Raw genomic sequence first — 26,177 nt, forward strand, 5'->3', positions numbered from 1 at the left:
CCGTATAGGAAATCGAATGTCTACGCTTGAAATCCGCGACCTGCACGTCGACGTCGCCAACTCGGACGAGAACGCCGAGCCGATCAACATCCTCAAGGGTGTGAACCTGACCGTCCGCTCGGGCGAGACGCACGCCATCATGGGCCCCAACGGTTCCGGCAAGTCCACCCTGTCGTACGCGATCGCCGGTCACCCCAAGTACGTGGTGACGTCGGGCTCGATCACCCTCGACGGCGAGAACGTCCTCGAGATGAGCGTCGACGAGCGTGCCCGCGCCGGCCTGTTCCTGGCGATGCAGTACCCCGTCGAGGTGCCCGGCGTCTCGATGTCGAACTTCCTCCGCACCGCGGCCACCGCGGTCCGTGGCGAGGCCCCCAAGCTGCGCCACTGGGTCAAGGAGGTCAAGGAGGCGATGGGCGAACTCGACATCGATTCCACCTTCGGCGACCGCAGCGTCAACGAGGGCTTCTCGGGCGGCGAGAAGAAGCGCCACGAGATTCTGCAGCTCGGCCTGCTCAAGCCGAAGATCGCGATACTCGACGAGACCGACTCCGGCCTCGACGTCGACGCGCTGCGCGTGGTCTCCGAGGGCGTCAACCGCTACAAGGAGCGCGAGGACGGCGGGATCCTGCTGATCACGCACTACACGCGCATCCTGCGGTACATCAAGCCGGATTTCGTGCACGTGTTCGTGGGCGGCCAGATCGTCGAGTCCGGTGGCGCGGAGCTCGCCGACGAGCTCGAGGCCAACGGCTACGTGCGCTTCACCCAGGCCGCGGCGGGAGCGTAACCGCGATGACCACCACCACGGCGGCTGCGCTGGACGTCACCAGGATCCGGGAGGACTTTCCGATCCTGGGGCGGACCGTGCGCGATGGAAAGCCCTTGGTGTACCTGGATTCGGGCGCGACCTCGCAGCGTCCGGTGCAGGTGCTCGACGCCGAGCGGGACTTCCTGACCACGTGCAATGCCGCGGTCCACCGCGGTGCGCATCAGCTGGCCGAGGAAGCCACCGACGCGTACGAGGGCGCGCGGGCGGCGATCGCGTCGTTCGTCGGCGCCGCCCCGGACGAGTTGGTGTTCACGAAGAACGCGACCGAGTCGCTCAACCTGGTCGCCTACGTATTCGGGGACGATCGCTTCGCCAAGGCCGTCGGCCCCGGCGACGAGATCGTGGTCACCGAGCTCGAGCACCACGCGAATCTCGTTCCGTGGCAGGAACTCGCGCGTCGGACCGGGGCCACGCTGCGCTGGTACGGCATCACCGACGACGGGCGCATCGACCTCGACTCGCTCGAACTCACCGACAAGGTGAAGGTCGTCGCGTTCACGCACCAGTCCAACGTGACGGGCGCGATCTCGCCGGTCGCCGAACTGGTCCGCCGCGCGCAGGCCGTCGGCGCGGTCACCGTGCTCGACGCGTGCCAGTCGGTGCCGCACCAAGCCGTCGACTTCCGTTCGCTCGGTGTCGATTTCGCGGCGTTCTCGGGACACAAGATGCTCGGGCCGTCCGGTGTGGGTGTGCTGTACGGGCGCCGGGAGCTGCTGGCGTCTATGCCGCCGTTCATCACCGGCGGCTCGATGATCGAGACCGTCACGATGGAGGGCAGCACCTACGCGCCGCCGCCGCAGCGGTTCGAGGCCGGGGTGCCGATGACCTCACAGGTCGTCGGTCTCGGTGCCGCCGTGAAGTACCTCGAGAACATCGGCATGGATGCCGTCGCGCAACACGAGCACATGCTGGTGACCGCGGCGCTCGAGGGTCTCGCAGGCATCGACGGCGTCCGGATCGTCGGTCCGACCGACGGCCTGGACCGCGGCTCCGCCGTGTCCTTCCTGGTGGACGGCATCCACGCCCACGACCTGGGGCAGGTCCTCGACGACGAGGGTGTCGCGGTGCGCGTCGGGCACCACTGCGCCTGGCCGATGCACCAGCGGTTCGGCATCGCCGCGACCGCGCGGGCGTCGTTCGCGCTGTACAACACGCTCGACGAGGTCGACGTGCTGGTCGCCGGCATCCGACGCGCCCAGGAGTTCTTCGGCGTGACGGGAGGGAACTGACGGTGCGACTCGAGCAGATGTACCAGGAAGTGATCCTCGACCACTACAAGCACCCGCACGGGCGCGGTCTGCGCGACCCGTTCGGTGCCGAGGTGCACCACGTCAACCCCACGTGCGGTGACGAGATCACGTTGCGCGCGCACCTCACCGACGGTGCGGACGGGCGCCCTGTGGTCGCCGACATCTCGTACGACGGTCAGGGCTGCTCGATCAGCCAGGCGTCGACGTCGGTGCTGTTCGACCAGATCGTCGGCATGCCGCTCGACGAGGCGTTGCGTACCGTCGACGCCTTCAACGAGATGGTGAGCAGCCGCGGCACCGTCGAGGGCGACGAGGACGTGATCGGCGACGGCATCGCGTTCAGTGGGGTGTCGAAGTACCCGGCCCGCGTCAAGTGCGCGCTGCTGGGATGGATGGCTTTCAAGGACGCCGTTGTTCGAATTGTGGACGGCGATTCCGAGAACGACCTGGCCCGAACCGGAGGACGGACATCATGACGGACACCCAGGCCGAGCAGGCCCAGAACCCGCAGCAGGAGACGGCGGTCGGCGAGTACGGCGCCACGCTCACTCCGGAGCGGCTCGACGAGCTCGAGGAGGCGATGCGTGACGTCGTCGACCCCGAGCTCGGCATCAACGTCGTCGACCTCGGTCTGGTCTACGACTTCAAGGAGATCGACGAGAACGGCATCGACGTCGTACAACTCGACATGACGCTGACCTCGGCGGCGTGCCCGCTGACCGACGTCATCGAGGAGCAGTCCAAGCGGGCGCTGGTCAACAGCAGCCTGTGCGACGAGCTCCGGATCAACTGGGTGTGGATGCCCCCGTGGGGCCCGGACAAGATCACCGACGACGGTCGCGAGCAGTTGCGCGCGCTCGGGTTCACGGTCTAGGCAGGACTCTCCCGTGGCCCCGGAACTGACCTACAGCGAGGTCGGCGCCACCGCAGGGGAGCTGCCGGCGGGATACCGCCACCTACGGGAGTCGCTTCGTCTCGGACGCGGTGAGGACACGTTCCTCGCCGCGTCCGACGCGTTGATGCACTGGCAGGTGCACCGGCGGGCCGGTCTGCGCGTCGACGCCGAGTCGCCGACGGTGAAGGTGGGCACCACGGTCGTGTTGCGGTGGTTCGGCTTCACCATCCCGTGCCGGGTCGTCTACGTGATCGACGAGCCGAACCGGCGCGGCTTCGCGTACGGCACCCTCCCGGGCCACCCGGAGTCGGGGGAGGAACGCTTCTGCGTCGAACGCGACGACGACGGCGAGGTGCGTGCCGTCATCACCACGTTCTCCCGGCCGGGACGGTGGTACACCCGCCTGGGTGACCCGGTCGCCCGCGTCGTCCAGACGCTGATGACCAGGCGCTACCTGCACGCCTTCGTCGACCGGCCCGGCCGCCGGTAGGGCACCTACGCGCGCTTGCGGCGCGCGGGAGCCTTCTTCTTCGGTGCGGGCTTGACCTCCTCGCCCGCCGCGTCGAGGCTGCGCTGCAGCGCCGCCACCAGGTCGACCACCTCGGCGTCCTCGCCGCCCTCCGCGTGCTCGGCCGCGGGGATGACCTTCTTGCCGCCACTGGCGATCGCCTCGTCGAGGAGCTGGCGCAGCTCGATCTGGTAGTCGTCGGTGAACTCGGTGGGATCGAAGTCGTCGGCCATGCTCTCGACCAGTGTGCCCGCCATCTTGAGCTCCTTGGCCTTGGGCTCCTCGGCGTCGTCGAGGGACGGAAACTCCGCGGCGCGCACCTCGTCGGGCCACAACAGCGTCTGGATCACCAGCACCCCGTCGCGCTCGCGCAGCGCCGCCAGCCGGGTCTTCTGCCGGAGCGTGAAGTGGACGAGGGCGGTGCGATCGGTCTGCGCCAGCGCCTTCGCGAGCAGCACGTACGCCTTGGGGGACGACGAGTCCGGCTCCAGGTAGTAGCTCTTCTCGAACAGGATCGGATCGATCTGTTCGGTCGGCACGAACTGCAGCACGGGGATCTCGTGCTTCTCGGCCGCGGGGAGCTTCTCGAAGTCCTCGTCGGTGAGGATGACGCGGTCGCCCTCGTCGGAGTCGTACGCCTTGTCGATATCGGCGAACTGCACCGTCTGGCCGCACTCACTGCACACGCGGTTGTACTTGATCCGGCCCCCGTCCTTGGCGTGGACCTGGTGGAAGCGGATGTCGTGGTCCTCCGTGGCGGAGTACACCTTGACCGGCACGTTGACCAGCCCGAACGCAATGGAACCCTTCCAGATTGATCGCATGTCCCCACTATCGCCCAGCCGGCGTCGGCGCGCGCGGTACGCAGCGGAGATCATCACCATCTCGAGACATTTCGCCGACTACCCGGCGACCGACCGGCGGCCGTGCGGCGACGTGGACGAACCCCCGGCGAACGTTGTCACAACAGTTGCGACAAAGGGCGACAATTGGTCTAGGCCGATCCAGTGTGGGTGCCGTGACCAACACCATCACAGTTCCCCAGTCCCTGTCCCTGCTCCTCGCCGCGGGCACGCTCGTGGCCGGCGTCGCCACCGCGAGTGCCGGCACCGCGGCCGCTGCCCCCGCCGCCGTCACCAAGACCGTCGTCATCGGCCTGGACGGCACGATGCTCGACCAGGTGAAGTCGGCGAACACGCCCAATCTGCACCGGCTGATCGCCGAGGGCACCAGTGGCCAGTCGTCGATCCTGGGCCACCCCACCATTTCCGGCCCGTCCTGGTCGACGATCCTCACCGGCGTCTGGCACACCAAGCACGGCGTGGTCGACAACTCCTTCGACGGCTCGCGCTACGACCGGTACCCGACCGCGTTCACCCGCATCGAGCAGGCGAAGCCGGAGCTGCGTACCGCGTCGATCTCGACGTGGGGCGGGATCGCCACCATCGCCGGTTCCGGGAACCCCGACGCCGACGTCGTCGCGACCACGCCCGGCGCCGGCAGCGAGGCGGCCACGGACGCGGCGACCGCGACCGCGGTGGCCGCCGAGATCACGTCCAACGGACCGGACTTCGTGTTCACCCAGCTCGATCAGGTCGACGGGGCCGGACACTCGTCGGGCACCGCCGGACCGGAGTACGTGCCGGCACTCGAGCGGGTCGACGCCGAGGTGGGCAAGATCGTCGGTGCGGTCGACGCACGGAGCAAGTCGACCGGTGAGAAGTGGACGATCCTCGTCACCGCCGATCACGGGCACAAGCCCGCGGGTGGCCACGGCGGCCAGAGTGCCGCGGAGGCGTCGACGTTCGTGATCGCGCGCGGACCGGGTTACCTGCCCGGCGCCACCGACGACGGGTACACCATCGCGGACATCGCGCCGACCGTCCTGGCCAATCTCGGTGTCGCGCAGCCCGCCGACCTCGACGGTGCGCCGTTGGCGAAGACCGCGGCGCCCGCGACCGGATCGCTCGGTCCGCTGCCGTCGTGGATCCCAACGGGTTCGCTCGGGTCCTGATCTCACCACCGCCGGACGCCGGCCGACGCCAGCGTCCGGCGGACCGGCATCGGGGCCGCCCGGAACAGCGTCCACATCGCCGCGGCGGTGCCGGTGACGTCGTCGCGCCCCGACAGGTACGCCCGCTGCCGGCGCACCGGGAGTGTGAAGAAGGCGTCGAAGAACGCGGCGGTGCGTGCGGTCTCCAACCGGAGCAGCGCCGACAGCCCGATCTCGCGCAACGTCCGCACGGCGCGGGCCCGCCGCGGCCACAATGCCGTCCCCGGGTCGGTGCCGGTCACGAGCGCGGCCACGACGTCGTCGACGGCCGACAGCGACGCCGCGACGCTGAAGCCGGTGCCCGGGTGGATCAATCCGGCCCGGGCCCCGAACGCGGTCGTTCGGGCGCGGTCCGGCGGCGCCTGCACGGGGAACCGGACGTGCTCCACCTCGAGGTTGGCGGGGGGCTCGACGCCGCGGCGGAGCAGGCGCGCGTCGAGGCGGCGACGCAGCTCGTCCAGCGGTAGACCTGGGCGCCCCACCAGACACGTCTCCTCGAGCAGAACGGTGTCGGCGCCCAACGGGACCGCGTACAGGAACGACGGCGGATCGTCGGCGGACGTCCCGTTGTCGCGCCGCCAGTCCATGAACCAGCAGTCCGCACCGTCCATCGCCGGTGCCGCCGCCGCCGACGGCAGCACGATCCCGAACGCCGTCTGCTCGGCCAGCGCGGGGTCCGGGCGCAGCCCGCGCGCATCGATCACCCGGTGTGCACGAATGTCGGGCCCGCCCTGCACCGCGATCTCGTCCGGCGACACGGTGGCGGCGGTGCCGCGCACCACGCGGGCCTCGGACAGGTCGAGGCGGCGGTGCAGCGCGGCGTTGTCGAGCACGGCGTACGGGCGGTCCAGCACGTGCGCGCGCGTACCGAAGACGTGCGGACGGCGACTGGTCGCCCGCAGGATGTGGGGGCCGAGCCAGGCCGGCAACTCGTCCGTCCACGCCGCGTAGGTGGGCGACCACGGCCGGTCCGGGTGCGGGTCGATGGCCGTGACGGTGAGTCCGGCCGCGGCGGCGCGGTGCGCGAGGGCGCGGCCGGCGGGCCCGAGCCCGACGACCGCGAGGTCGCACGTCGTGGTCAGAGCGCGCCCGTCGCCAGGAGACCGCCGTCGACGCGCACGGTCTCGCCGGTGATCCACGCCGCCTCGTCGGAGACCAGGAAGCCCACCAGACCCGCGACGTCCTCCGGAGTCCCGAGCCGTTTCATCGGATAGACCGACGACGCCTGGTCCTCGCCGGCGGCGACGAGTGCGGCCGCGAACTTGGTCTTCACCACGCCCGGCGCCACCGCGTTGACGCGGATGTCGGGACCCAACTGCCACGCCAGTTCCTCGGTGAGGCGGATGAGCGCGGCCTTGGACGCGCCGTACGCGGCGATGACACCCGTCGAGCGCAGACCCGCCACACTGGCCAGGTTGACCACGGCCCCGCCGTGCTCGCCCATCCAGGCTCGGTACGCCTCCTGCACGTAGCCCAGCGCCGAGACCACGTTGACGTCGAAGATCTTGCGGACCGCCTCGAGGTCGGCGTCCATCAGCGCGCCGTACACCGGATTGATGCCGGTGTTGTTGATCAGGATGTCGAGGGAGCCGAAGTCCGATACCGCCCGGGCGACGGCCTCGCGGCGAGCCTCCGCGTCGCCGGAGTTGCCCGCGACGGCGAGCACCTTTCCGCCGTGCCCGAGGGCGCGCAGTTCCTCCGCGGCCTCCTCGAGGGGCTCGGGTTTGCGGGCGGTGACGACCACGTTCGCGCCCCGGGCGAGGAGCTCGGCGGCGATGGCCTTGCCGATGCCGCGGCTCGCGCCGGTGACGAGGGCGCTGCGGTCCTGCAGATCCTTCACGCGTGTCATGGCATCGAACGTTAGCCGAGTCACTGGGTCGGGGAGTGGTGCCGAGCCGGGGTCGCGGTAAAATCGGTGGTTCTTGTGCCCAATCGTGGGCACGATGACGTCCGAGGTCTTTCTGCCTCGTGGTTCCGCTGGTCGTTCGTTTGAGGAGTTTTGCTTGATTACCGCCACCGACCTCGAAGTTCGTGCCGGTGTGCGGACCCTGCTGTCTGCTCCAGGCCCGGCGCTGCGTGTGCAGGCCGGGGACCGGATCGGTCTGGTCGGGCGCAACGGTGCCGGCAAGACCACGACACTGCGCATCCTCGCCGGCGAGGGCGAGCCCTACGCGGGCGCGGTGATCCGCAGCGGTGAACTGGGCTATCTGCCGCAGGATCCCAAGGAGGGCAACCTCGACGTTCTCGCCAAGGACCGGGTCCTGTCGGCGCGCGGACTCGACGAGATTCTGCGCAGCATGGAGAAGCAGCAGACCCTGATGGCCGAGGCCGTCGACGACGCCGTCCGTGACAAGGCCGTGCGCAAGTACGGTTCGCTCGAGGACCGGTTCTCCGCCCTCGGCGGCTATGTCGCGGAGTCCGAGGCCGCCCGCATCTGCAACAGCCTCGGGCTGGCGGACCGCATCCTGGAGCAGCCGCTGCGCACGCTCTCCGGCGGTCAGCGTCGCCGCGTCGAGTTGGCGCGCATCCTGTTCGCCGCGTCCGACGGCTCCGGCGGCAAGTCGAACACGACGCTGCTGCTCGACGAGCCCACCAACCACCTCGATGCCGATTCCATCGCGTGGCTGCGCGGGTTCCTGCAGAACCATGACGGCGGCCTGATCGTGATCAGTCACGATGTGGACCTGCTCAACGACGTCGTGAACCGGGTGTGGTTCCTCGACGCCGTCCGCGGCGAGGCCGACATCTACAACATGGGCTGGAAGAAGTACCTCGACGCCCGCGCCACCGACGAGCAGCGCCGCCGGCGCGAGCGTGCGAACGCCGAGAAGAAGGCCGGCGCCCTGCGGCAGCAGGCCGCCAAGCTCGGCGCCAAGGCCACCAAGGCGACGGCCGCGCAGAACATGGCGAAGCGCGCCGACAAGATGATGGCCGCGCTCGACGAGGTCCGGGTCGACGACAAGGTCGCGCACATCCGCTTCCCGGAGCCGGCCGCGTGCGGTAAGACCCCGCTGATGGCCGAGAACCTCACCAAGATGTACGGCTCGCTGGAGATCTTCGCCGGTGTGGACCTGGCCATCGACCGGGGCAGCCGGGTGGTCGTGCTCGGGCTCAACGGTGCCGGCAAGACGACGCTGCTGCGCATCCTGGCGGGCACCGAAACGCCCAACGCGGGCGAGCTGGTCCCGGGCCACGGCCTGAAGATCGGCTACTTCGCGCAGGAGCACGACACCCTCGACGACGACGCCAGTGTGTGGGAGAACATCCGGCACGCCGCCCCGGACACGGGGGAGCAGGAGCTGCGCTCTCTCCTCGGCGCGTTCATGTTCACCGGCCCACAGCTCGAGCAGCCGGCCGGCACGTTGTCCGGTGGTGAGAAGACCCGCCTGGCCCTCGCCGGTCTGGTGTCCTCGGCCGCGAACGTGCTGCTGCTCGACGAGCCCACCAACAACCTCGACCCGATCTCGCGCGAGCAGGTCCTCGACGCGCTGCGCAGCTACACCGGCGCCGTCGTGCTCGTCACGCACGACCCGGGTGCCGCCGAGGCGCTCAACCCCGAACGTGTGATCCTGCTGCCCGACGGCACCGAGGACCACTGGTCGCAGGAGTACCTCGAGCTCATCCAGCTCGCCTAGGCGCTCCGCGCCCGAGCGCCGTTTCGGTAGTCGGGACTGCACAAACCGCGCACGGGCGGCGTAGCTGCTCGTTTCGTTGATCACCGGTCCGCGCGTGATCTAGCCTGAAATGGCGGGGGACTCTTCAGTCGACCGGAGGACGTCATGGCGGAGAGCACGGAAATCTCGCGGGGAACCCGAATAACCGGGGAATCGCGTGACAAGCTCCGCGACGACCTCAAAGCGCAGTACGAGGCGGGCGCGAGCATCCGCACGCTCGCCGAACAGACCGGGCGCTCATACGGATTCATCCACAACGTCCTCGTCGAGGCCGACGTGACGTTGCGGCGGCGCGGCGGACCGAACCGGCGCAAGAAAAGCGATTGACGGCCCGGCAAGGAACCTCCGACGGGACCGATGCTGTGGGCGAACGCACCGGGGATCGGGAACTGGACCGTGCTCCGGGAAAGTCTTCGGCCTCCCGGTGGGGTCTGGCGTTTCTGGGCGCGTTCCTGGGTGCCGTCACGTGCGGGGTGGGCTACTGGCCCGCCACCGTTGCGCTGCGTGACGCGCTCGATGTCCCCCACTTCCCGCCCAGCGGCGGCACGTACTGGATGTGTTGGTGGCTGCCGGTCGCGGTGACGGTCGGCCTCGCCGCAGTGCTGCTGTTCCCGCGGAGTTCGCGTTCCTTCGCCGCCGGCTTCATCCTCGGGCTGGTGGTGGTCGCCGCCGCCATGTGTGCGTTCGGGTACTCGGTCGATGCCATGCCGTATTACATGTGAGCGGCGAACCACTCCAGCGCCGCGTAGTCCCGTTGCCGCGCGGCCCCCGCTCAGCCCTTGCGCCGCACGGATTCTTCGACGAGATCGAGGACGGCGGCCAGGTTCTCCGCGCCGTGCCCGGACGCGATCCGGGCGATGAGGCCGTCGAGCACGAGGTCGAGGTAGTCGAGCAGCACATCGGTGGGGAGGTCGTCGCGCAGGCGTCCGGCGGACTTCTGCCGCTCGAGCCGCCGCACGGTCGCCTCGGTGAGTTCGGCGCTGCGCTGGGTCCAGTCGCGGGCGAACTCGGGGTCCGTGCGCAGACGACGGGCGATCTCGAGCCGAGTGCCGAGCCAGTCGAACTGCTCGGGCGAGGCCAGCATGTCGCGCATCACCTGGACCAGACCGCCCTCGGCGACGACGTCCGCCATCCGCTTGGCGTCCTCGTGCGCGAGCGCGAGGAACAGTCCGTCCTTGTCCTTGAAGTGGTGGAAGATCGCACCGCGCGAGAGCCCGGTGGTCTCTTCGAGGCGGCGCACGGTGGCGCCGTCGTAGCCGTACTGCGCGAAGCACTGGCGAGCCCCGTCGAGAATCTGGCTCCGCCGCGCCGCGAGGTGGTCTTCACTGACCTTCGGCACAGCCGACTTCCTTTCGTCCGAAACGGCAACGGCGGGCCCGAGACCGACGTCCCGGGCCCGCCGTCAGCGCACTACGCAGGTGGTGCGACAGACAGTGATCAGCCGCGGATCATGTTGCGCAGCACGTACTGCAGGATGCCGCCGTTGCGGTAGTAGTCCGCCTCGCCGGGGGTGTCGATGCGGACGACCGCGTCGAACTCGACCTTGTTTCCGTCACCCTTGGTGGCGGTCACGTGCACGGTGCGCGGCGTGGTGCCGGAGTTGAGCTCCTCGATGCCCTCGATGTCGAAGGTCTCGGTGCCGTCCAGGCCCAGCGACGCGGCCGACTCGCCGGCCGGGAACTGCAGCGGGATGACGCCCATGCCGATGAGGTTCGAGCGGTGGATGCGCTCGAACGACTCGGTGATGACGGCCTTGACGCCGAGCAGGCTCGTGCCCTTGGCCGCCCAGTCGCGCGACGAACCGGAGCCGTACTCCTTGCCGCCCAGGACGACCAGCGGGATGCCGGCTTCCTGGTAGTTCTGCGACGCGTCGTAGATGAACGCCTGCGGTGCACCCTCCTGGGTGAAGTCGCGGGTGTAACCGCCGGAGACGCCGTCGAGCAGCTGGTTCTGCAGGCGGATGTTCGCGAACGTGCCGCGGATCATCACCTCGTGGTTACCGCGCCGCGAGCCCAGGGAGTTGTAGTCCTTGCGCTCGACACCGTGGGCGTCGAGGTACTGCGCGGCCGGGGTGCCGGGCTTGATCGGGCCGGCCGGGCTGATGTGGTCGGTGGTGACCGAGTCGCCCAGCAGCGCCAGGACGCGGGCGCCCTTGATGTCCGTGACCGGAGCCGGATCCATCGTCATGCCGTCGAAGTACGGCGCCTTGCGGACGTAGGTCGAGTTCTCGTCCCACGCGAAGGTGTCGCCCTCCGGGGTCTCCAGGTTCTGCCAGCGCTCGTCGCCCTTGAACACGTCCGCGTACGACTTGCGGAACATGTCCTGGCTGATCGCCGACTTGATGGTGTCGTCGATCTCCTGCGCCGACGGCCAGATGTCCTTCAGGAAGACGTCGTTGCCGTCCTTGTCCTGACCCAGTGCGTCCTTCTCGAAGTCGAAGTCCATCGTGCCGGCCAGCGCGTAGGCGATGACGAGCGGCGGCGACGCCAGGTAGTTCATCTTGACGTCGGGGGAGATGCGTCCCTCGAAGTTGCGGTTACCCGAGAGCACGGCGGTCACCGACAGGTCGTTGTCGTTGACGGCCTTGGAGATCTCCTCCGGCAGCGGGCCGGTGTTGCCGATGCAGGTGGTGCAGCCGTAGCCGCCCAGGTAGAAGCCCAGCTTCTCGAGGTACGGCCACAGGCCGGCCTTCTCGTAGTAGTCGGAGACGACCTGCGAACCGGGCGCCATGTTGGTCTTGACCCACGGCTTGGTCTCGAGACCCTTCTCGACCGCGTTGCGGGCGAGCAGGGCGGCGCCGAGCATCACCGACGGGTTCGAGGTGTTGGTGCAGGACGTGATGCCCGCGACCACGACGGCACCGTGATCGAGCACGAAGTCGCCGCGCTCCTCGGAGCGCACCTGGACGGGATTGGACGGACGGCCGTTCGAGCCGTTCGCGGCCGACGGCACGGGCGCCGGAGCGACCTCGTCCTCGGCGGTGGACGGCTGGATCGGATCGGAAGCCGGGAACGATTCCTCGACGGCCTCGTCGAGCGCGGAGTGCGCGGCCGACTCACCGTTGGTGACGTAGGCGGTGATGTCGCGGCGGAAGGCGTCCTTCGACTCCGCCAGCAGGATGCGGTCCTGCGGGCGCTTCGGGCCGGCGATCGACGGCACGACGGTGCCGAGGTCGAGCTCGAGGTACTCGGAGTAGGCCGGCTCCTCGGCCGGGTCGTGCCACATGCCCTGCTCCTTGGCGTACGCCTCGACGAGCGCGAGCTGCTCGTCGCTGCGGCCGGTCAGGCGCAGGTAGTTGATGGTCTCGCCGTCGATCGGGAAGATCGCTGCGGTGGAACCGAATTCGGGGCTCATGTTGCCGAGCGTCGCGCGGTTGGCCAGCGGGACCTCGGCGACACCGGCGCCGTAGAACTCGACGAACTTGCCGACCACACCGTGCTTGCGCAGCATGTCGGTGACGGTGAGCACGACGTCGGTGGCGGTCACGCCCGGCTGGATCTCACCGGTCAGCTTGAAGCCGACGACGCGGGGGATCAGCATGGAGACCGGCTGGCCGAGCATCGCGGCCTCGGCCTCGATGCCGCCCACGCCCCAGCCCAGCACGCCCAGGCCGTTGACCATGGTGGTGTGCGAGTCGGTGCCGACGCAGGTGTCGGGGTACGCCTGACCGTTGCGGGTCATGACGGTGGGGGCCAGGTACTCGATGTTGACCTGGTGGACGATGCCCATGCCCGGGGGGACGACCTTGAAGTCGTCGAACGCACCCTGGCCCCAGCGCAGGAACTGGTAGCGCTCGCCGTTGCGCTGGTACTCGAGGTCGACGTTGCGCTCGAGGGCGTCGGCGCGGCCGAACACGTCGAGGATGACCGAGTGGTCGATGACCATGTCGGCCGGAGAGAGAGGGTTGACCTTGTTGGGGTCGCCGCCCAGGGTGCTGACGGCCTCACGCATGGTGGCGAGGTCGACGACACACGGCACGCCGGTGAAGTCCTGCATGATCACGCGGGCAGGCGTGAACTGGATCTCCACACTCGGCTCGGCCGAGGGATCCCAGTTCGCGATGGCGCGAATGTGATCGGCGGTGATGTTGGCGCCGTCCTCGGTGCGCAGCAGGTTCTCCGCGAGGACCTTCAGGGCGTAAGGCAGCTTCTCGGTGCCGGGGACGGCGGAGAGGCGGAAGATCTCGTACGAGTTGTCTCCGACCTCTAGCGTTCCCTTGGCGCCGAACGTATCAATACTGGTGGTCACGTCAGCTCCACTCGTCTTTGAGGTTCGCCGTCGACGGGGCTGTGACGACGGCTGAAGCGAGGCACGCGTGCGACGCCCGGTTCGATCGGTGGACCGAACCCGACGGCCTGCACGGGCTTCTCGATTGCAAGTCTAACAGTACGCTTGTCCTGTGAGACTGCAGGGTACGGACCTCGACGCCCGGCGCAGCGCGTCGGCGCGCGCCGGTCCCAATCCTCACGCAGTCGGCGCGCGGGCGCAACGGACGTTGGGTGCTGCGACCGTGGGGCGTCCCGTACTGTGCTGTTCACGCTTGCCCGTCGCCACCGACCCCGGATGAGAGATGCCTGCTCCTATCGCGCCCGCCCTCCTGCCGTTCGTCGCCAAGGTCCCGGACGCCGTGTCCGTAGACGCGGTGCTCGCGGACCTCTCGGACGACGGTGTCGCGGCACCGGCCGCTGACGTCGACGGGTTGCGCGACGTCGTGGCCCGGGCGCACGAGCACGGCATCGATCTCAGTGTCGTTGTGCTCGAACAGGATCCGCCCCGTTCGGAGCAGTTGCGTGACTTGGCGACCGAGGTCGGCGAGGCAGAGGGCGGCACGGTGCTGGTGCTCGGGCCGTCTGCGCCGGGGACCTACAGCGACACCGTCAGTCGCGTGGTGCTCGAGAAGGCCCAGGACCGCACCTACACCGGCAATGCGGTCGAGTCCGCGAACAACTTCCTCGACGAGGTAACCGAGCCGCACGTGTCGTGGGGACTGATCACCGCGGTCCTCGTGCTGGTGGTCGCGCTCGTCGGAGGCGTGTCGTACTTCGTGAAGGCCCGCCGTGGCGAATCGGCCGCGTCGGCCCCGGCGGCCGAGGCCGATCCCGGCGCCGCGCCCGCAACGAGCAGTTCGCGCACCCGTCGCTGACTCGCACCTCTCTCCTTTTTCGCAGGTCCTCCCCGGTCACCCGGCGTCGGCGCACGGGCGCGAATTACTTGGCCGTCATTTGTGACAAGAGTTCACCAGAGAGCGCAAAGTGTCGTACGGTGCCTGTGGCACTTTTGGGGAAGAAGTGCCGCAGGAGTGTGATGTGACGTTCGTGTGACCGACCACGTGCCATGCGATCTGCGCGCGACCGACGCCCCGCCGTCGGTCGCGCACCTCCCCGCACGGGACCGGCGGAGCTGCCGGCCCCGGTCGCAGCAGTAGGGAGGGTGTTGTGAGGCGAAGGGGTTCACGCCCAGGCGTGCGACGTCCGGGTTTCTCACGCGGTCGGTCGCGTCTGACGCAGGCGGTGCTCGGCGCCGCGGTGGTCGGCGCGCTCGTGTTGGGGCTGCCGGGCGGCGCGGTCGCGGTGCCGCCGCCTCCACCGAATCCCTCGGACGCCGAGATCGAGAGCGGAAACGCTCAGGTGACGGCGGGTGTCTCGGAGGTCGGCGACCTCATCAACCAGGTCGCGACCGCGAACCAGGAACTCGCTCGCCTCGACGACGACGTCGCGATCAAGCGCGAGGACGTCAACCGCGCGTTGGTGGACCTGCAGACGGCCCGGGACGAGGCCGACGCCGCCGGAGCGGCGGTGTCGCAGAGCCAGCAGGCGCTGCGCGATGCCGGCACCCAGATCGATCAGGCGCAGAAACGCTTCACCGAGTACGCGGTGGAGAGCTACACCAAGGGCCGCAACGTCGCGTCGCTGTCGTCGTTCTTCGGCGCGAAGGGCCCCGAGGACATCCTCGACCGCGCCCAGCTCATGCGCCGGCTGTCGGCGAGCCAGAAGGCGATACTCGAAAACCTCCAACGCGCGCGGACCGAACAGGCCAACCGGGATTCGGCGGCGCGCGAGGCGAAGCAGCGCGCGGACGCCGCGGCCGGTGTCGCGGAGTCGAAGAAGGCCGCGGCGGAGCAGGCCATCGCGAGCGCCCGGGCCGCCCTGCAGGAACAGGCCGGCCGCAAGGCGCAGATCGAGGCGTCCCGGAACGCGGCGCAGGCGCAACTGGATGCCGCCCGCGGCAACGTCGCGGGCCTGCAGGGCCAGCGTGACGCGTACATCGCGTGGGACAACCAGCGCCGTGCCGAGGAGGCCGCCGCGGCCGCGGCCGCAGCCGCCGCCGCGGAGGCCGCGCGCAGGGCGGCGGAGAACCGCGCCGCCCAGGACCGGGCGGCGCAGGTCGCCGGTGAGCAGCGGCCCCACACCCAGCTGGACGAGGACTCGGGCGGCTGGTCGCCGCCGCAGTCCGCGCCGAGCGCGCCGAGCGTGTCGGGCGGCGACGCGATCGAGACGGCGATCGACCGGGGCATGTCACAGCTCGGGGTGCCGTACGCGTGGGGCGGCGGCAACGCCAGCGGGCCGACGCTCGGGATCCGGGACGGCGGTGTCGCCGACAGCTTCGGGGACTACAACAAGGTCGGGTTCGACTGCTCGGGTCTGATGATCTACGCGTTTGCCGGCGCGGGCATCTCGTTGCCGCACTACACCGGCTACCAGTACACGGCCGGCACACAGGTGCCGGTGTCGGAGATGCGCCGCGGCGACATGATCTTCTACGGCCCCAATGCGAGCCAGCACGTGGCGCTGCATCTGGGCGACGGTCAGATGCTCGAGGCGCCCCAGTCCGGTTCGGTGGTCACGGTCTCGCCGGTGCGCTGGGGCGGAATGACGCCCTACGCTGTGCGTATGGTGTCGTAGCCCACTTCCGTCCGACGTGGCGCGGGGTCGTCCACGTGCCGGGGCGGGGCGGCACCTGGAATAGTTGAACGCACAGACAGGCCGATCGGATCGATCTAGGTGGAAGCGGGGATTGTTGGTGACCTCACGTGACGGTGCTGTGGCGGGATCCGGCTCGGACGGCGCGGCGCGCGCGGGTGTGGGAGGTCCGGCGGCCGATCTCGCCCGGGACGTCCACACCCTCGAGCGGGCGATCTACGAGGTCAAGCGGGTCATCGTGGGCCAGGACCGACTGGTGGAGCGGATGCTCGTGGGTGTCCTCGCGAAGGGCCACGTCCTCCTCGAGGGTGTGCCCGGCGTCGCGAAGACTCTGGCCGTCGAGACGTTCGCGAAGGTCGTGGGCGGCTCGTTCTCCCGCGTCCAGTTCACGCCCGACCTGGTGCCCACCGACCTGATCGGTACCCGGATCTACCGTCAGGGCCGGGAGGAGTTCGACACCGAACTGGGGCCGGTGGTCGCCAATTTCCTGCTGGCCGACGAGATCAACCGTGCGCCCGCGAAGGTGCAGTCGGCGCTGCTCGAGGTGATGGCGGAGCGGCACGTCTCGATCGGCGGCCGGACGTACCCGATGCCGGAGCCGTTCCTCGTGATGGCCACCCAGAATCCCATCGAGAACGAGGGCGTCTACCCGCTGCCGGAGGCGCAGCGCGACCGGTTCCTGTTCAAGGTGCTCGTCGACTACCCGTCGGTCGAGGAGGAGCGGGAGATCGTCTACCGGATGGGCGTCGACGCGCCCGAACCCCACCAGGTGCTCGACGCCCAGGAACTGGTCCGCCTGCAGGCCGTCGCGGCCAACGTCTTCGTGCACCACGCGCTCGTGGATTACGTGGTGCGGGTCATCGCCGCGACGCGCACGCCCCGGCAGTTCGGTCTCGACGACGTCGCCGGTTGGATCGCGTACGGCGCGTCGCCGCGCGCGACCCTCGGCATCATCTCCGCCTCCCGGGCGCTGGCGTTGCTCCGGGGCCGCGACTACGTCGTCCCGCAGGACGTGCTCGAGGTGGTTCCCGACGTGCTGCGGCACCGTCTGGTCCTGTCCTACGACGCGCTTGCGGACGAGGTGTCGCCCGAGGACGTCGTCACCCGGGTGCTGCAGACCGTGGGTCTGCCGCAGGTCGGCGCGCAGCCCGTGCCGCAGCCGGCGCCGCCCGCCCACGAGCCCGCGCCCATGTCCTCGTCGGGCACCCCGCAGCAGTGACCCGGGAGGCGGGTGCGGTGCCGTCGTTCCGTTCCGGATCGTTGCGCGACCCGGAGATGACGGCGGCGCTGCGCACTCTCGAACTCACCGTGCGGCGCCGCCTCGACGGGGTCCTCCACGGCGACCACCTGGGGCTGATTCCCGGTCCGGGGTCCGAGCCGGGCGAGGCCCGCGAGTACCAGCCGGGCGACGACGTGCGGCAGATGGACTGGTCGGTGACCGCGCGGACCACACATCCGCACGTGCGTCAGACGGTCGCCGACCGCGAGCTCGAGACCTGGCTGGTGGTCGACCTGTCGTCGAGCCTGGACTTCGGGACGGCGTCGTGCGAGAAGCGCGACCTCGCGGTCGCGGCCGCCTCGGCCGTCACGTATCTCGCGGGCGGGAGCGGGAACCGCATCGGCGCGATCGTCGCGACGGGGGACCGGATGCAGCGGATCCCCGCTCGCGGTGGCCGGGTGCACGCGCAGGCGATGCTCCGGCGGATCGCGTCCACACCGCACGCCGCCGACGGGGTGCGCGGGGACCTGCGCGGGGCGCTCGAGTCGCTGCGCCGCCCGCAACGGCGGCGCGGGCTGGCGGTCGTCGTCAGCGACTTCCTCGGACCCATCGACTGGGAACACTCGTTGCGGGCGTTGTCGGGGCGGCACGATCTGCTCGCCGTCGAGGTTCTCGACCCGCGCGACATGGAACTGCCCGCCGCCGGAGACGTCGTGTTGTACGACCCGGAATCCGGTAGGACGCGGGAGTTCTCGACCACGCCCAAGCTCCGCGCGGACTTCGCGCAGGCGGCCCGCGCCCACCGCGCGGACGTCGAGGCGACGTTGCGGCGGTGCGGGGCGCCCCGGCTGAGTCTGCGCACCGACCGGGACTGGATCACCGACGTCGTGCGCTTCGTCTCGGCGCGCCGGCACAGTTTCGGGGCGCCGCGCGGGGCGACCGGCGCGGGCCGGGTGGCACGCGGATGAGCCTGTCCGGGTTCGCCTCCCCGTGGTGGCTGCTGTTCCTGGTGGTCGTCGCCGCGCTCGCGGCGGGCTACGTCCTGATCCAACGGCGCCGGCAGAAGCACGTCCTGCGGTTCGCCAACATGGAACTGCTCGAGAAGGTCGCCCCCAATCGGCCCAACATCACCCGGCACCTGCCCACGGCCCTGGTACTCGTCGGCCTGCTCCTGCTCACGGTCGCCCTCGCCGGTCCCACCGCGGACAAGCGGGTGCCGCGCAACCGCGCGACCGTCGTGCTCGTGATCGACGTCTCGCTGTCGATGAAGGCGACCGACGTCGAGCCGAGCCGTCTGGCCGCCGCGCAGGACGCGGCCAAGTCGTTCGCCGACGGACTGACCCCCGGCATCAACCTCGGCCTGGTCGCGTTCGCGGGCACCGCGTCGGTGCTGGTGTCGCCCACCCCCAACCGCGACGAGACCAAGGCGGCGATCGACAAGCTCGAACTCAGCGAACGCACCGCCACGGGCGAGGCGATCTTCACGTCGCTGCAGTCGATCGACACGCTGGCAGCCGTGCTGGGTGGCAGCGAGCAGGCGCCGCCGGCGCGGATCGTGCTGCTGTCCGACGGCAAGCAGACCGTCCCGGAGAGCTCCGACGACCCGCGAGGCGGGTTCACTGCGGCCCGGCAGGCCAAGGACAAGGGCGTGCCCATCTCGACGATCTCGTTCGGCACCGGGTACGGCACGGTGGAGATCGAGGGGGACCGGATCCCCGTCCCGGTGGACGACCCGTCCCTGCGGGAGATCGCGACCCTCTCGGGCGGCAGCTTCTTCACGGCATCGAGTCTCGAAGAGCTGCGCGAGGTGTACGACACGCTCGAGGAACAGATCGGCTTCGAGAACGCGCGCGGGGACGCCAGCCGGCCCTGGCTGGTGCTCGGCGTCCTGTTCACCGCCGCCGGTCTCGGTGCCGCACTCGTCCTGCGGCAACGACTGCCGTGAGTGTCGCGGGTCGCCGCCCGATCCGCCGATTTCGTCCAGCCGTGCCCGCAACCGCCGACCGAGCAGATAGGTTGATCGCATGTCGAACACCAGTACCCCGTCCCGTTCCGTCCTCGTGACCGGAGGCAATCGCGGCATCGGTCTGGCCGTCGCCCAGCGCCTGCTGGCCGACGGGCACAAGGTGGCCGTCACCCATCGCGGATCCGGCGTCCCCGAGGGTTTGTTCGGCGTCAAGTGCGATGTCACCGACGCGGAGTCGATCGACCACGCCTTCAAGGAGGTCGAGGACCATCAGGGGCCGGTCGAGGTGTTGGTGGCCAACGCCGGTATCACCGACGACACGCTTTTGATGCGGATGGACGAGGACCAGTTCTCCCGGGTGATCGACGCCAACCTCACCGGCGCCTTCCGGTGCGCCAAGCGCGCCAACCGGGCCATGCTGCGTGCGCGCTGGGGCCGGATGATCTTCCTCGGTTCGGTCGTGGGTCTCGCCGGCCAGGCCGGGCAGATCAACTACGCGGCGTCCAAGGCCGGCGTCATCGGCATGGCGCGCTCGATCACCCGCGAACTCGGTTCCCGCTCGATCACCGCCAACGTGGTCGCGCCGGGCTTCATCGAGACCGACATGACCGCGGACCTGTCGGACGATCTGCGCGACACGGCCAAGAAGTTCATCCCGCTGCAGCGTCTGGGTCGGCCCGAGGACGTCGCCGCGGTGGTGAGCTTCCTGGCCTCCGACGATTCCGCGTACGTCTCCGGTGCCGTGATCCCGGTGGACGGCGGCATGGGCATGGGCCACTAGAGCTCACCCGGCTCGATCCGACTCGGCTCGCACACAACGACTTCCAGCTACAGGAGGAACATCACCCATGGGCGGACTGCTCGAGGGCAAGACCATTCTCGTCACCGGCATCATCACCGACGCGTCGATCGCGTTCCACGTCGCGAAGGTGGCGCAGGAGCAGGGGGCGACCGTGCTCATCACCGGCTTCGACCGGCTGCGGCTGATCGACCGGATCGCGCAGCGGCTGCCGCAACCGGTACCGCCGGCGATCGAGCTGGACGTCCAGAACCCCGAGCACCTCGAGACCCTCGCCGAGCGCGTACGCGAGCTGGCGCCCGGCGGCCTGGACGGCGTCGTGCACTCGATCGCGTTCTCGCCGCGGTCGGGACTGGGCAGCCCCTTCCTGGACGCGCCGTGGTCGGACATCTCCAAGGCCATGGAGATCTCCGCGTACTCGTACGCGTCGCTCGCGAAGGCGCTGCTGCCGGTCCTCAACGACAACGCGTCCATCGTCGGCATGGACTTCGACCCGTCGCGCGCGATGCCGTTCTACAACTGGATGGGCGTGTCCAAGGCCACCCTCGAGGCGGTCAACCGCTACGTGGCCAAGGAAGTCGGCGCCCGCGGCATCCGCTCCAATCTCGTTGCGGCCGGGCCGGTCAAGACCCTCGCGGCCAAGGCCATCGCCGGTGACGCGACCGGTCCCGGCGCGGAACTGAACAAGCTCAACACCGCGTGGGACAACGCGGCCCCGATCGGCTGGGACGTCGACGATCCGGCGCCGGTCGCCAAGAGCGTCTGTACCGTCCTGTCGGACTGGCTGCCGGGGACGACGGCGTCGATCATCTACGTCGACGGCGGATTCCACGCGGTCGTCGGCTGACCCGACCACAGCGAGCCGGTGCGGGACGGGCGACAATGAACGGCATGAGCGGCAACCAGGACACCGAGTACGACGCCCTCCTCGTGCTCTCCTTCGGAGGACCCGAGAAGCCCGAGGACGTGCGGCCGTTCCTCGAGAACGTCACCCGCGGTCGTGGGGTGCCGCCGGAGCGGCTGGACGCGGTGGTCGAGCACTACATGCACTTCGGTGGAGTGTCGCCGATCAACGCCCTCAACCGTGACATCATCGCGCGCGTCCAGGACGAGTTGGCCGCGGCCGGGATCGACCTCCCGGTGTACTTCGGCAACCGGAACTGGCATCCGATGGTCGAGGAGACGGTGGCGCGGATGCGCGACGACGGGGTGCGCAACGCACTCGTCTTCCCGACGTCGGCATGGGGCGGCTACTCGGGCTGTCGGCAGTACCACGAGGACATCGCCCGTGCCCGCGCCGCGGTCGACGGGGCCCCGACACTGGCGAAGCTGCGGCAGTACTTCGACCACCCGTTGCTGATCGGTTCGTTCGTCGACGCGATTCGTGCTGCACGCGAGCAGCTTTCGGAAGACGTCCGGGATCGGGCGCGACTGGTGTTCACCGCGCACTCGGTGCCCACCTCGGCCGACGCCGCCGCCGGCCCGGCCAGCGGGGGCGGGCATCTCTACAGTCGGCAGGTCGCCGAGGCGGCCCGCCTGTGCGCGGAGGGCGTCGGCGTCGACGACTTCGATCTGGTGTGGCAGTCCCGGTCGGGTCCGCCGCAGGTGCCGTGGCTCGACCCGGACATCTGTGACCACCTCGAGACGGTGGCGGCGTCGGGCACGCCGGCGGTGATCGTGTGCCCGGTCGGGTTCGTCTCCGACCACCTCGAGGTGGTGTGGGATCTCGACACCGAGGCCCGCGACAAGGCCGCCGAACTGGGCCTCGAATTCGTGCGGGTCGCGACGCCCGGGACGGATCCGCGGTTCGCCCGCATGGTGCGCGAACTCGTCGAGGAACGGCGGTCGGGCGCGGCGCCGACGCGGCTGGGTCGAGAACCGCTGCTGGGGGCCACCGTCGACGGGCTGCCGTGTGCAGTCGACTGCTGTGTCCCCACTCGACGTCCGGCGGCGCGCTGAGCACACCGCCGGTGCTCGGCCTCCGGGAACGCCTCGGGGTCCGGGCCGATCCGGGGATCTGCGCGGCGTGACGGGAGCGGTGCGGCCCGGCCGACTATGTTGAGCGGGTGCAGGACAGCCTCTACCACCGGTTCGAGTTCACGTTCATCGTCCCGTTGTTGACGGTCTCGCGGGAGGCGGCACTGGCGACCGACTTCGACGGCCGCGTGAGTGAGCACGGGGGCCTGCAGTTGCTGACCCTCTTCACCGAGGGCATGCGGTGTGCAACCGCCGGGATGAGTCTGGTCGACCAGTTGGTCGCGGAGGGGGTGCGTCCCCTGCGCACCCACCCCGACCTCGTGACGCGGCAGGACATCGCGGACCGCGCCGGCGTGACGCGGCAGGCGGTGGGGCAGTGGGTGCGCGGTGTCCGGCAGCGGGGAACGCCGTTCCCCACCCCGTTCAACACGGTGTCGGGGGGCATCTGGCTGTGGGGCGACGTGTACGCGTGGCTACGCCGGCGCGACTACGGCCGGGACACCGGGCTGCGGTACCCCACCCTGGACGAGCACGTGCGAATCGACCGGCACATCGTCATGAACCACCGCGAGGGGTGACCTCACGCCCGGTGCGCGGACCGCACACACGCCGATACCGCCGCCACCCGGGCAGTCCGCACCGCGGTCCACAACGGACGCAGCAGCTGCTCCCGCGCCGCGGCGCTGGACGCGGACGGTGCCTCGGTCGGCGAGTCGTCCTCGGCGACCGCGAGAATCGCGGCCACCTGATCGGCGGAATCGAGGATGCGCAGCGCCCGGACCGGCACCGAGTCCGGGTAACGGTGGTGCGCGCGGTCGTCGAGCGCCTCGGCGATGCGGCGGCGCGGGTCCGTCCCCGGGCGCCCGGTGCGCACCGACGACAGCTGCAGGAGCGCGTCGGCCGCGTCGCGGATCGCCTCCCGCATCGCGTACTCCGCCTCCCCGAGCCCGGTGTGCTCGACGGTCGCGGGCACGGAGGGGATTCCGAAGACCGTCCACCGCAACACGTCCGGGCCTTCCACCACCGGGACGAGCCCGAGTCCTGATCGGCCGGGCTCGCCCACGATCACGCCCTCGCCGGCGGCGAGGGCGGCGCGGGCGAACTCGGTGCCGGCCGGGAGGCCGCGGACGTCGCCGGGGGCGGGGAGCACCAGCCGCAGCTCGGTGCCGTCGGCCTCCGTCGCATGACGCACCAGCCGCAGCAGAATCGGCGCCGCGCCGTCCTGGACGCCGGGCCAGTCGAGTCCCGTCGACAGGGCCGTCTCGGCGTCGGCCGCGCCGATGATGTGCATCGGCGCCCACTGGTGCAGGGCGTCGATCACGTCGTCGGGGGCACTGTCGCCGGCGAGCCAGGAACCGGCCCACACGGTCAGCGTCGCGCTGAGGGAACTCACGGTAAACGAGCATAGGACGGCGTGGCGGGATCCGCGCCCGCGCCCGCCTGGCATAGCGTGGGTGGGCGTGAACGCGAGCAACATGTACGGCGACATCTTCGCCGGTCACCCCCGCACCCGGAAGCCGAAGGCGCCGCAGGTCGCCGCCGAACGGGACCTGGTCGTCGAGGACGCCGCCACCGGATTCTGCGGCGCCGTCGTCGGAATCGAACGCACCTACGACGGCGACTTCGTCCGGCTGGAGGATGCGGCCCGGCGGACCCGCCTGTTCGCGATGCGTGAGGCCGCCTTCCTCGTCGACGGCCGCCCGGTGACGCTGGTGCGGCCCACACCGCAGGCACAGAAGACGCCGCAACGGTCGGCGTCGGGCTCGACGAAGGTCGAGGGACTGCGCGCGCGAACCGCACTGCCCAGCCGGATCTGGGTCGAAGGCGTCCACGACGCTGCGCTGGTCGAGCGAGTGTGGGGCCACGACCTCCGGGTCGAGGGTGTGGTGGTCGAGCACCTGGAAGGTCTGGACAACCTCGCCGACCGGCTCGCGGAGTTCCGTCCCGGCCCCGGCCGCAAGGTGGGTGTGCTGGTGGACCACCTGGTCACCGGCTCCAAGGAGGAACGGCTGACGCAGGGCCTGGGCCCGTACGTGATGGTCACCGGGCATCCGTACATCGACGTGTGGGAGGCGGTGCGACCCCAGGCCGTCGGGATCGAGGCCTGGCCGAAGATCCCGCGCGGGCAGGACTGGAAGACCGGCGTGTGCGACGCGCTCGGCTGGGGGACCCCGCAGGACGGGTGGCGTCGCGTCTACGGCGCGGTCAGCAGCTTCCGCGATCTCGAGGCGCCCCTGATCGGCGCCGTGGAACGACTGGTCGACTTCGTCACGGAGGAGTGACCGCACGGGTTCTCCCCGGCAGCCCGGGCATCCACAGGCCGTTTTCGTACACATCTCGCCGATCGGGTCTTCTGGTTAGATGGTCGTGTGGCAGCTTTGATTTGGCTGGTGGCGGGGGTGTTGCTGGCGGCCGCTGAGGCGTTGGTGGGGGAGTTCTTCCTGCTCATGCTCGCGGGCGGCGCGCTGGTGACCGCCGGTTTCAGCGCGGTGACGGACGTTCCGGTGTGGGTCGACGCGATCGTGTTCGGTGTCGTGTCGCTCGCACTCGTGCTCGGCGTCCGCCCGGCGCTGCTGCGGAGGTTCGATCAGCCGCCGCTGAAATTGACGAATGTTGCCGCGTTGACCGGGAAGAAGGCGCTCGTCCTCGAGGAGGTCGCCGAGCATCGCGGTCAGGTCAAGCTCGACGGTGACGTGTGGACCGCCCGTCCACTCGACGTCACCGAGGTGTATCCGCCGGGGACGACAGTCACGGTGATGGAGATCGACGGCGCCACCGCCGTCGTATGGAGGGGACCGTAGAAGAAATGGCAGCACTGATAGTTCTGGCGGTACTGGTCGTACTCGTCGTCGTTCTGGTCGCGAAGTCGGTGGCCCTGGTGCCACAGGCCGAGGCGGCCGTGATCGAGCGGCTGGGCCGCTACGCGCGCACCGTGTCGGGCCAGTTGACGTTCCTGGTCCCCTTCGTGGATCGGATCCGCGCCAAGGTGGACCTGCGCGAGCGGGTCGTGTCCTTCGCGCCGCAGCCGGTCATCACGCAGGACAACCTGACGCTGTCGATCGACACGGTCGTCTACTTCCAGGTGACCAATCCGCAGGCCGCGGTCTACGAGATCAGCAACTACATCGCCGCCGTCGAGCAGCTGACCATCACCACGCTTCGTAACGTCGTCGGTGGCATGACGCTGGAGGAGACGCTGACCTCGCGCGACTCCATCAACGGCCAGCTCCGCGGCGTCCTCGACGAGGCGACCGGCCGCTGGGGTCTGCGCGTCGCCCGCGTGGAGCTCAAGAGCATCGATCCGCCGCCGTCGATCCAGGAGTCGATGGAGAAGCAGATGAAGGCGGACCGCGAGAAGCGGGCGATGATCCTCACCGCCGAGGGCCACCGGGAATCGGCGATCAAGACCGCCGAGGGCGCCAAGCAGAGCCAGATCCTCGCGGCGGAGGGCGCCAAGCAGGCGTCGATCCTCGGCGCCGAGGGCGAGCGACAGTCCCGCATCCTGCGTGCGCAGGGTGAGCGCGCCGCGAAGTACCTGCAGGCCCAGGGACAGGCGAAGGCCATCGAGAAGGTCTTCGCGGCAATCAAGTCCGGCAAGCCCACCCCCGAACTGCTGGCCTACCAGTATCTTCAGACGCTTCCCCAGATGGCGCAGGGAGACGCGAACAAGGTGTGGCTGGTGCCCAGCGATTTCGGCGACGCCCTCAAGGGCTTCGCGAAAACCCTGGGCGCGCCCGGCGACGACGGCGTCTTCCGCTACGAGCCGAGCCACACCGATGCCGAGGACCTGCCCCGTCCCGAGGACGATTCGGCGGAGGTGGCGGACTGGTTCGAGACCAAGACCGATCCGGCGGTGGAGCGCGCCGTCCGCGCCGCCGAGGCGGTTGCCCGAACTCCTGTCGAGAGCCCGTTCTCCCAGGAACACCTGCTCGGTGGGGAGCAGCACGAGGAACTTCCGCCGAGCAACAGCTAGTCGACTCTGCCGAAACGCCGACGCCAGGCAGGTCGTATCGAAGTGAGGAACCCCCGGTGGGGCAGTGGTCGAAGGACCACGTACCACCGGGGGTTCTCGCGTCTCCTCGTC

27 protein-coding genes are annotated in these 26,177 nt (G+C 69.9%); 21 read left to right on the forward strand and 6 right to left on the reverse strand.

All coding sequences use genetic code 11. The annotated features are described in order from the left end of the window. Positions 1-16: 16 nt before the first annotated feature. The 5 genes from sufC to E7742_RS06900 are packed head-to-tail and all read left to right on the forward strand — an operon-like array spanning position 17 to position 3,467. Complete coding sequence (gene sufC / locus E7742_RS06880) at positions 17-790, forward strand: Fe-S cluster assembly ATPase SufC (protein ID WP_137798273.1); 774 nt, start codon at positions 17-19, stop codon at positions 788-790. Between the two features lie 5 nt (positions 791-795). Continuing rightward, complete coding sequence (locus E7742_RS06885; protein ID WP_137798274.1) at positions 796-2,061, forward strand: cysteine desulfurase; 1,266 nt, start codon at positions 796-798, stop codon at positions 2,059-2,061. A 2-nt stretch (positions 2,062-2,063) separates the two neighbouring features. Beyond that, entirely contained in the window at positions 2,064-2,558 is a 495-nt protein-coding gene (sufU, locus tag E7742_RS06890; protein ID WP_137798275.1) for a Fe-S cluster assembly sulfur transfer protein SufU, read from the forward strand. Further along, positions 2,555-2,956 carry a metal-sulfur cluster assembly factor gene (locus tag E7742_RS06895; protein ID WP_137798276.1) on the forward strand — a complete coding sequence of 134 codons (402 nt, stop codon included), beginning with the start codon at positions 2,555-2,557 and terminating at the stop codon, positions 2,954-2,956. Before sufU ends, E7742_RS06895 begins: the two co-directional genes overlap by 4 nt. 13 nt (positions 2,957-2,969) lie before the next feature. Then, positions 2,970-3,467, forward strand: coding sequence for a DUF1990 family protein (locus tag E7742_RS06900; RefSeq protein ID WP_137798277.1), 498 nt, complete (start codon positions 2,970-2,972; stop codon positions 3,465-3,467). Positions 3,468-3,472: 5 nt separating this feature from the next. On the opposite strand, the gene ku is transcribed toward E7742_RS06900, so the two are convergent. Next, a complete protein-coding gene (gene ku, locus E7742_RS06905; RefSeq protein WP_137798278.1) occupies positions 3,473-4,309 on the reverse strand; it encodes a non-homologous end joining protein Ku in 837 nt (278 codons plus the stop codon). Between the two features lie 194 nt (positions 4,310-4,503). On the opposite strand from ku, the gene E7742_RS06910 reads away from it, so the two are divergent. Then, a complete protein-coding gene (locus tag E7742_RS06910; protein ID WP_175420424.1) occupies positions 4,504-5,499 on the forward strand; it encodes an alkaline phosphatase family protein in 996 nt (331 codons plus the stop codon). A 2-nt stretch (positions 5,500-5,501) separates the two neighbouring features. Here E7742_RS06910 and E7742_RS06915 read toward each other — a convergent pair whose 3' ends face one another. Beyond that, complete coding sequence (locus E7742_RS06915) at positions 5,502-6,620, reverse strand: lycopene cyclase family protein (protein ID WP_254699277.1); 1,119 nt, start codon at positions 6,618-6,620, stop codon at positions 5,502-5,504. Continuing rightward, positions 6,617-7,387: an SDR family oxidoreductase gene (locus tag E7742_RS06920; protein WP_137798281.1), complete on the reverse strand. Its 771-nt coding sequence runs from the start codon at positions 7,385-7,387 to the stop codon at positions 6,617-6,619. Before E7742_RS06920 ends, E7742_RS06915 begins: the two co-directional genes overlap by 4 nt. A 154-nt stretch (positions 7,388-7,541) precedes the next feature. On the opposite strand from E7742_RS06920, the gene E7742_RS06925 reads away from it, so the two are divergent. From E7742_RS06925 to E7742_RS06935, 3 genes are all read left to right on the forward strand, one after another. Next, positions 7,542-9,173 carry an ABC-F family ATP-binding cassette domain-containing protein gene (locus E7742_RS06925; RefSeq protein ID WP_137798282.1) on the forward strand — a complete coding sequence of 544 codons (1,632 nt, stop codon included), beginning with the start codon at positions 7,542-7,544 and terminating at the stop codon, positions 9,171-9,173. A gap of 144 nt (positions 9,174-9,317) precedes the next feature. Further along, positions 9,318-9,539: a helix-turn-helix domain-containing protein gene (locus E7742_RS06930; RefSeq protein WP_137798283.1), complete on the forward strand. Its 222-nt coding sequence runs from the start codon at positions 9,318-9,320 to the stop codon at positions 9,537-9,539. 35 nt (positions 9,540-9,574) lie between these two features. Then, positions 9,575-9,934: a hypothetical protein gene (locus tag E7742_RS06935; RefSeq protein ID WP_137798284.1), complete on the forward strand. Its 360-nt coding sequence runs from the start codon at positions 9,575-9,577 to the stop codon at positions 9,932-9,934. Between the two features lie 50 nt (positions 9,935-9,984). On the opposite strand, the gene E7742_RS06940 is transcribed toward E7742_RS06935, so the two are convergent. Beyond that, positions 9,985-10,551 carry a TetR/AcrR family transcriptional regulator gene (locus E7742_RS06940; protein ID WP_137798285.1) on the reverse strand — a complete coding sequence of 189 codons (567 nt, stop codon included), beginning with the start codon at positions 10,549-10,551 and terminating at the stop codon, positions 9,985-9,987. Between the two features lie 98 nt (positions 10,552-10,649). Beyond that, positions 10,650-13,460, reverse strand: a complete 2,811-nt coding sequence (acnA, locus tag E7742_RS06945) for an aconitate hydratase AcnA (RefSeq protein ID WP_137798286.1) — start codon at positions 13,458-13,460, stop codon at positions 10,650-10,652. Between the two features lie 322 nt (positions 13,461-13,782). Between acnA and E7742_RS06950 the strand changes: the two genes are divergently transcribed. The 9 genes from E7742_RS06950 to E7742_RS06995 all read left to right on the forward strand — a co-directional run bounded on the left by E7742_RS06950 (position 13,783) and on the right by E7742_RS06995 (position 22,671). Continuing rightward, a complete protein-coding gene (locus tag E7742_RS06950) occupies positions 13,783-14,355 on the forward strand; it encodes an Rv1476 family membrane protein (protein WP_137798287.1) in 573 nt (190 codons plus the stop codon). Between the two features lie 319 nt (positions 14,356-14,674). After that, on the forward strand, positions 14,675-16,114 hold the full coding sequence (locus E7742_RS06955; RefSeq protein WP_254699181.1) for an NlpC/P60 family protein: 1,440 nt from the start codon (positions 14,675-14,677) through the stop codon (positions 16,112-16,114). A 139-nt stretch (positions 16,115-16,253) separates the two neighbouring features. Continuing rightward, positions 16,254-17,351, forward strand: coding sequence for a chaperone MoxR1 (moxR1, locus tag E7742_RS06960; RefSeq protein WP_254699278.1), 1,098 nt, complete (start codon positions 16,254-16,256; stop codon positions 17,349-17,351). Positions 17,352-17,407: 56 nt separating this feature from the next. Then, a complete protein-coding gene (locus E7742_RS06965) occupies positions 17,408-18,319 on the forward strand; it encodes a DUF58 domain-containing protein (protein ID WP_254699279.1) in 912 nt (303 codons plus the stop codon). Continuing rightward, positions 18,316-19,296, forward strand: coding sequence for a VWA domain-containing protein (locus E7742_RS06970; protein WP_137798291.1), 981 nt, complete (start codon positions 18,316-18,318; stop codon positions 19,294-19,296). The genes E7742_RS06965 and E7742_RS06970 overlap by 4 nt, the downstream gene beginning before the upstream one ends. 79 nt (positions 19,297-19,375) lie before the next feature. Continuing rightward, the gene (fabG1, locus tag E7742_RS06980) at positions 19,376-20,098 is read left to right on the forward strand and encodes a 3-oxoacyl-ACP reductase FabG1 (RefSeq protein WP_137798292.1); all 723 of its coding nucleotides are present in this window, start codon (positions 19,376-19,378) and stop codon (positions 20,096-20,098) included. Between the two features lie 67 nt (positions 20,099-20,165). After that, positions 20,166-20,963 (forward strand): NADH-dependent enoyl-ACP reductase InhA, encoded by a 798-nt coding sequence (inhA, locus tag E7742_RS06985; protein ID WP_137798293.1) that lies wholly within the window; start codon positions 20,166-20,168, stop codon positions 20,961-20,963. 44 nt (positions 20,964-21,007) lie between these two features. Continuing rightward, positions 21,008-22,075 (forward strand): ferrochelatase, encoded by a 1,068-nt coding sequence (locus tag E7742_RS06990; RefSeq protein ID WP_137798294.1) that lies wholly within the window; start codon positions 21,008-21,010, stop codon positions 22,073-22,075. A gap of 107 nt (positions 22,076-22,182) precedes the next feature. Continuing rightward, positions 22,183-22,671 carry a helix-turn-helix domain-containing protein gene (locus E7742_RS06995; protein ID WP_137798295.1) on the forward strand — a complete coding sequence of 163 codons (489 nt, stop codon included), beginning with the start codon at positions 22,183-22,185 and terminating at the stop codon, positions 22,669-22,671. A gap of 2 nt (positions 22,672-22,673) precedes the next feature. Here E7742_RS06995 and E7742_RS07000 read toward each other — a convergent pair whose 3' ends face one another. Next, a complete protein-coding gene (locus E7742_RS07000) occupies positions 22,674-23,486 on the reverse strand; it encodes a hypothetical protein (protein WP_137798296.1) in 813 nt (270 codons plus the stop codon). Between the two features lie 82 nt (positions 23,487-23,568). Here E7742_RS07000 and E7742_RS07005 point away from each other — a divergent pair, with 82 nt between their 5' ends. The 3 genes from E7742_RS07005 to E7742_RS07015 all read left to right on the forward strand — a co-directional run bounded on the left by E7742_RS07005 (position 23,569) and on the right by E7742_RS07015 (position 26,066). Further along, positions 23,569-24,375, forward strand: coding sequence for a DUF3097 domain-containing protein (locus tag E7742_RS07005; protein ID WP_137801074.1), 807 nt, complete (start codon positions 23,569-23,571; stop codon positions 24,373-24,375). 87 nt (positions 24,376-24,462) lie between these two features. Continuing rightward, positions 24,463-24,894 (forward strand): NfeD family protein, encoded by a 432-nt coding sequence (locus tag E7742_RS07010; RefSeq protein WP_137798297.1) that lies wholly within the window; start codon positions 24,463-24,465, stop codon positions 24,892-24,894. Between the two features lie 5 nt (positions 24,895-24,899). Next, entirely contained in the window at positions 24,900-26,066 is a 1,167-nt protein-coding gene (locus E7742_RS07015; RefSeq protein ID WP_137798298.1) for an SPFH domain-containing protein, read from the forward strand. Positions 26,067-26,177 lie beyond the last annotated feature (111 nt).

The sequence above is a fragment of the Rhodococcus sp. SGAir0479 genome, from assembly GCF_005484805.1.
In the GTDB taxonomy this organism is placed as follows: Bacteria; Actinomycetota; Actinomycetes; order Mycobacteriales; family Mycobacteriaceae; genus Prescottella.

What these genes read in the sequence shown, in the direction of transcription:
- E7742_RS06970 (WP_137798291.1), top strand. Translation starts at nt 18,316, where the DNA reads ATGAGCCTGTCCGGGTTCGCCTCCCCGTGGTGGCTGCTGTTCCTGGTG.
- E7742_RS06990 (WP_137798294.1), top strand. Translation starts at nt 21,008, where the DNA reads ATGAGCGGCAACCAGGACACCGAGTACGACGCCCTCCTCGTGCTCTCC.
- inhA (WP_137798293.1), top strand. Translation starts at nt 20,166, where the DNA reads ATGGGCGGACTGCTCGAGGGCAAGACCATTCTCGTCACCGGCATCATC.
- sufC (WP_137798273.1), top strand. Translation starts at nt 17, where the DNA reads ATGTCTACGCTTGAAATCCGCGACCTGCACGTCGACGTCGCCAACTCG.
- E7742_RS06930 (WP_137798283.1), top strand. Translation starts at nt 9,318, where the DNA reads ATGGCGGAGAGCACGGAAATCTCGCGGGGAACCCGAATAACCGGGGAA.
- fabG1 (WP_137798292.1), top strand. Translation starts at nt 19,376, where the DNA reads ATGTCGAACACCAGTACCCCGTCCCGTTCCGTCCTCGTGACCGGAGGC.
- ku (WP_137798278.1), bottom strand. Translation starts at nt 4,309, where the DNA reads ATGCGATCAATCTGGAAGGGTTCCATTGCGTTCGGGCTGGTCAACGTG.
- E7742_RS06895 (WP_137798276.1), top strand. Translation starts at nt 2,555, where the DNA reads ATGACGGACACCCAGGCCGAGCAGGCCCAGAACCCGCAGCAGGAGACG.
- E7742_RS07015 (WP_137798298.1), top strand. Translation starts at nt 24,900, where the DNA reads ATGGCAGCACTGATAGTTCTGGCGGTACTGGTCGTACTCGTCGTCGTT.
- E7742_RS06965 (WP_254699279.1), top strand. Translation starts at nt 17,408, where the DNA reads ATGACGGCGGCGCTGCGCACTCTCGAACTCACCGTGCGGCGCCGCCTC.
- E7742_RS07005 (WP_137801074.1), top strand. Translation starts at nt 23,569, where the DNA reads ATGTACGGCGACATCTTCGCCGGTCACCCCCGCACCCGGAAGCCGAAG.
- E7742_RS06885 (WP_137798274.1), top strand. Translation starts at nt 796, where the DNA reads ATGACCACCACCACGGCGGCTGCGCTGGACGTCACCAGGATCCGGGAG.
- E7742_RS06920 (WP_137798281.1), bottom strand. Translation starts at nt 7,387, where the DNA reads ATGACACGCGTGAAGGATCTGCAGGACCGCAGCGCCCTCGTCACCGGC.
- E7742_RS06950 (WP_137798287.1), top strand. Translation starts at nt 13,783, where the DNA reads ATGCCTGCTCCTATCGCGCCCGCCCTCCTGCCGTTCGTCGCCAAGGTC.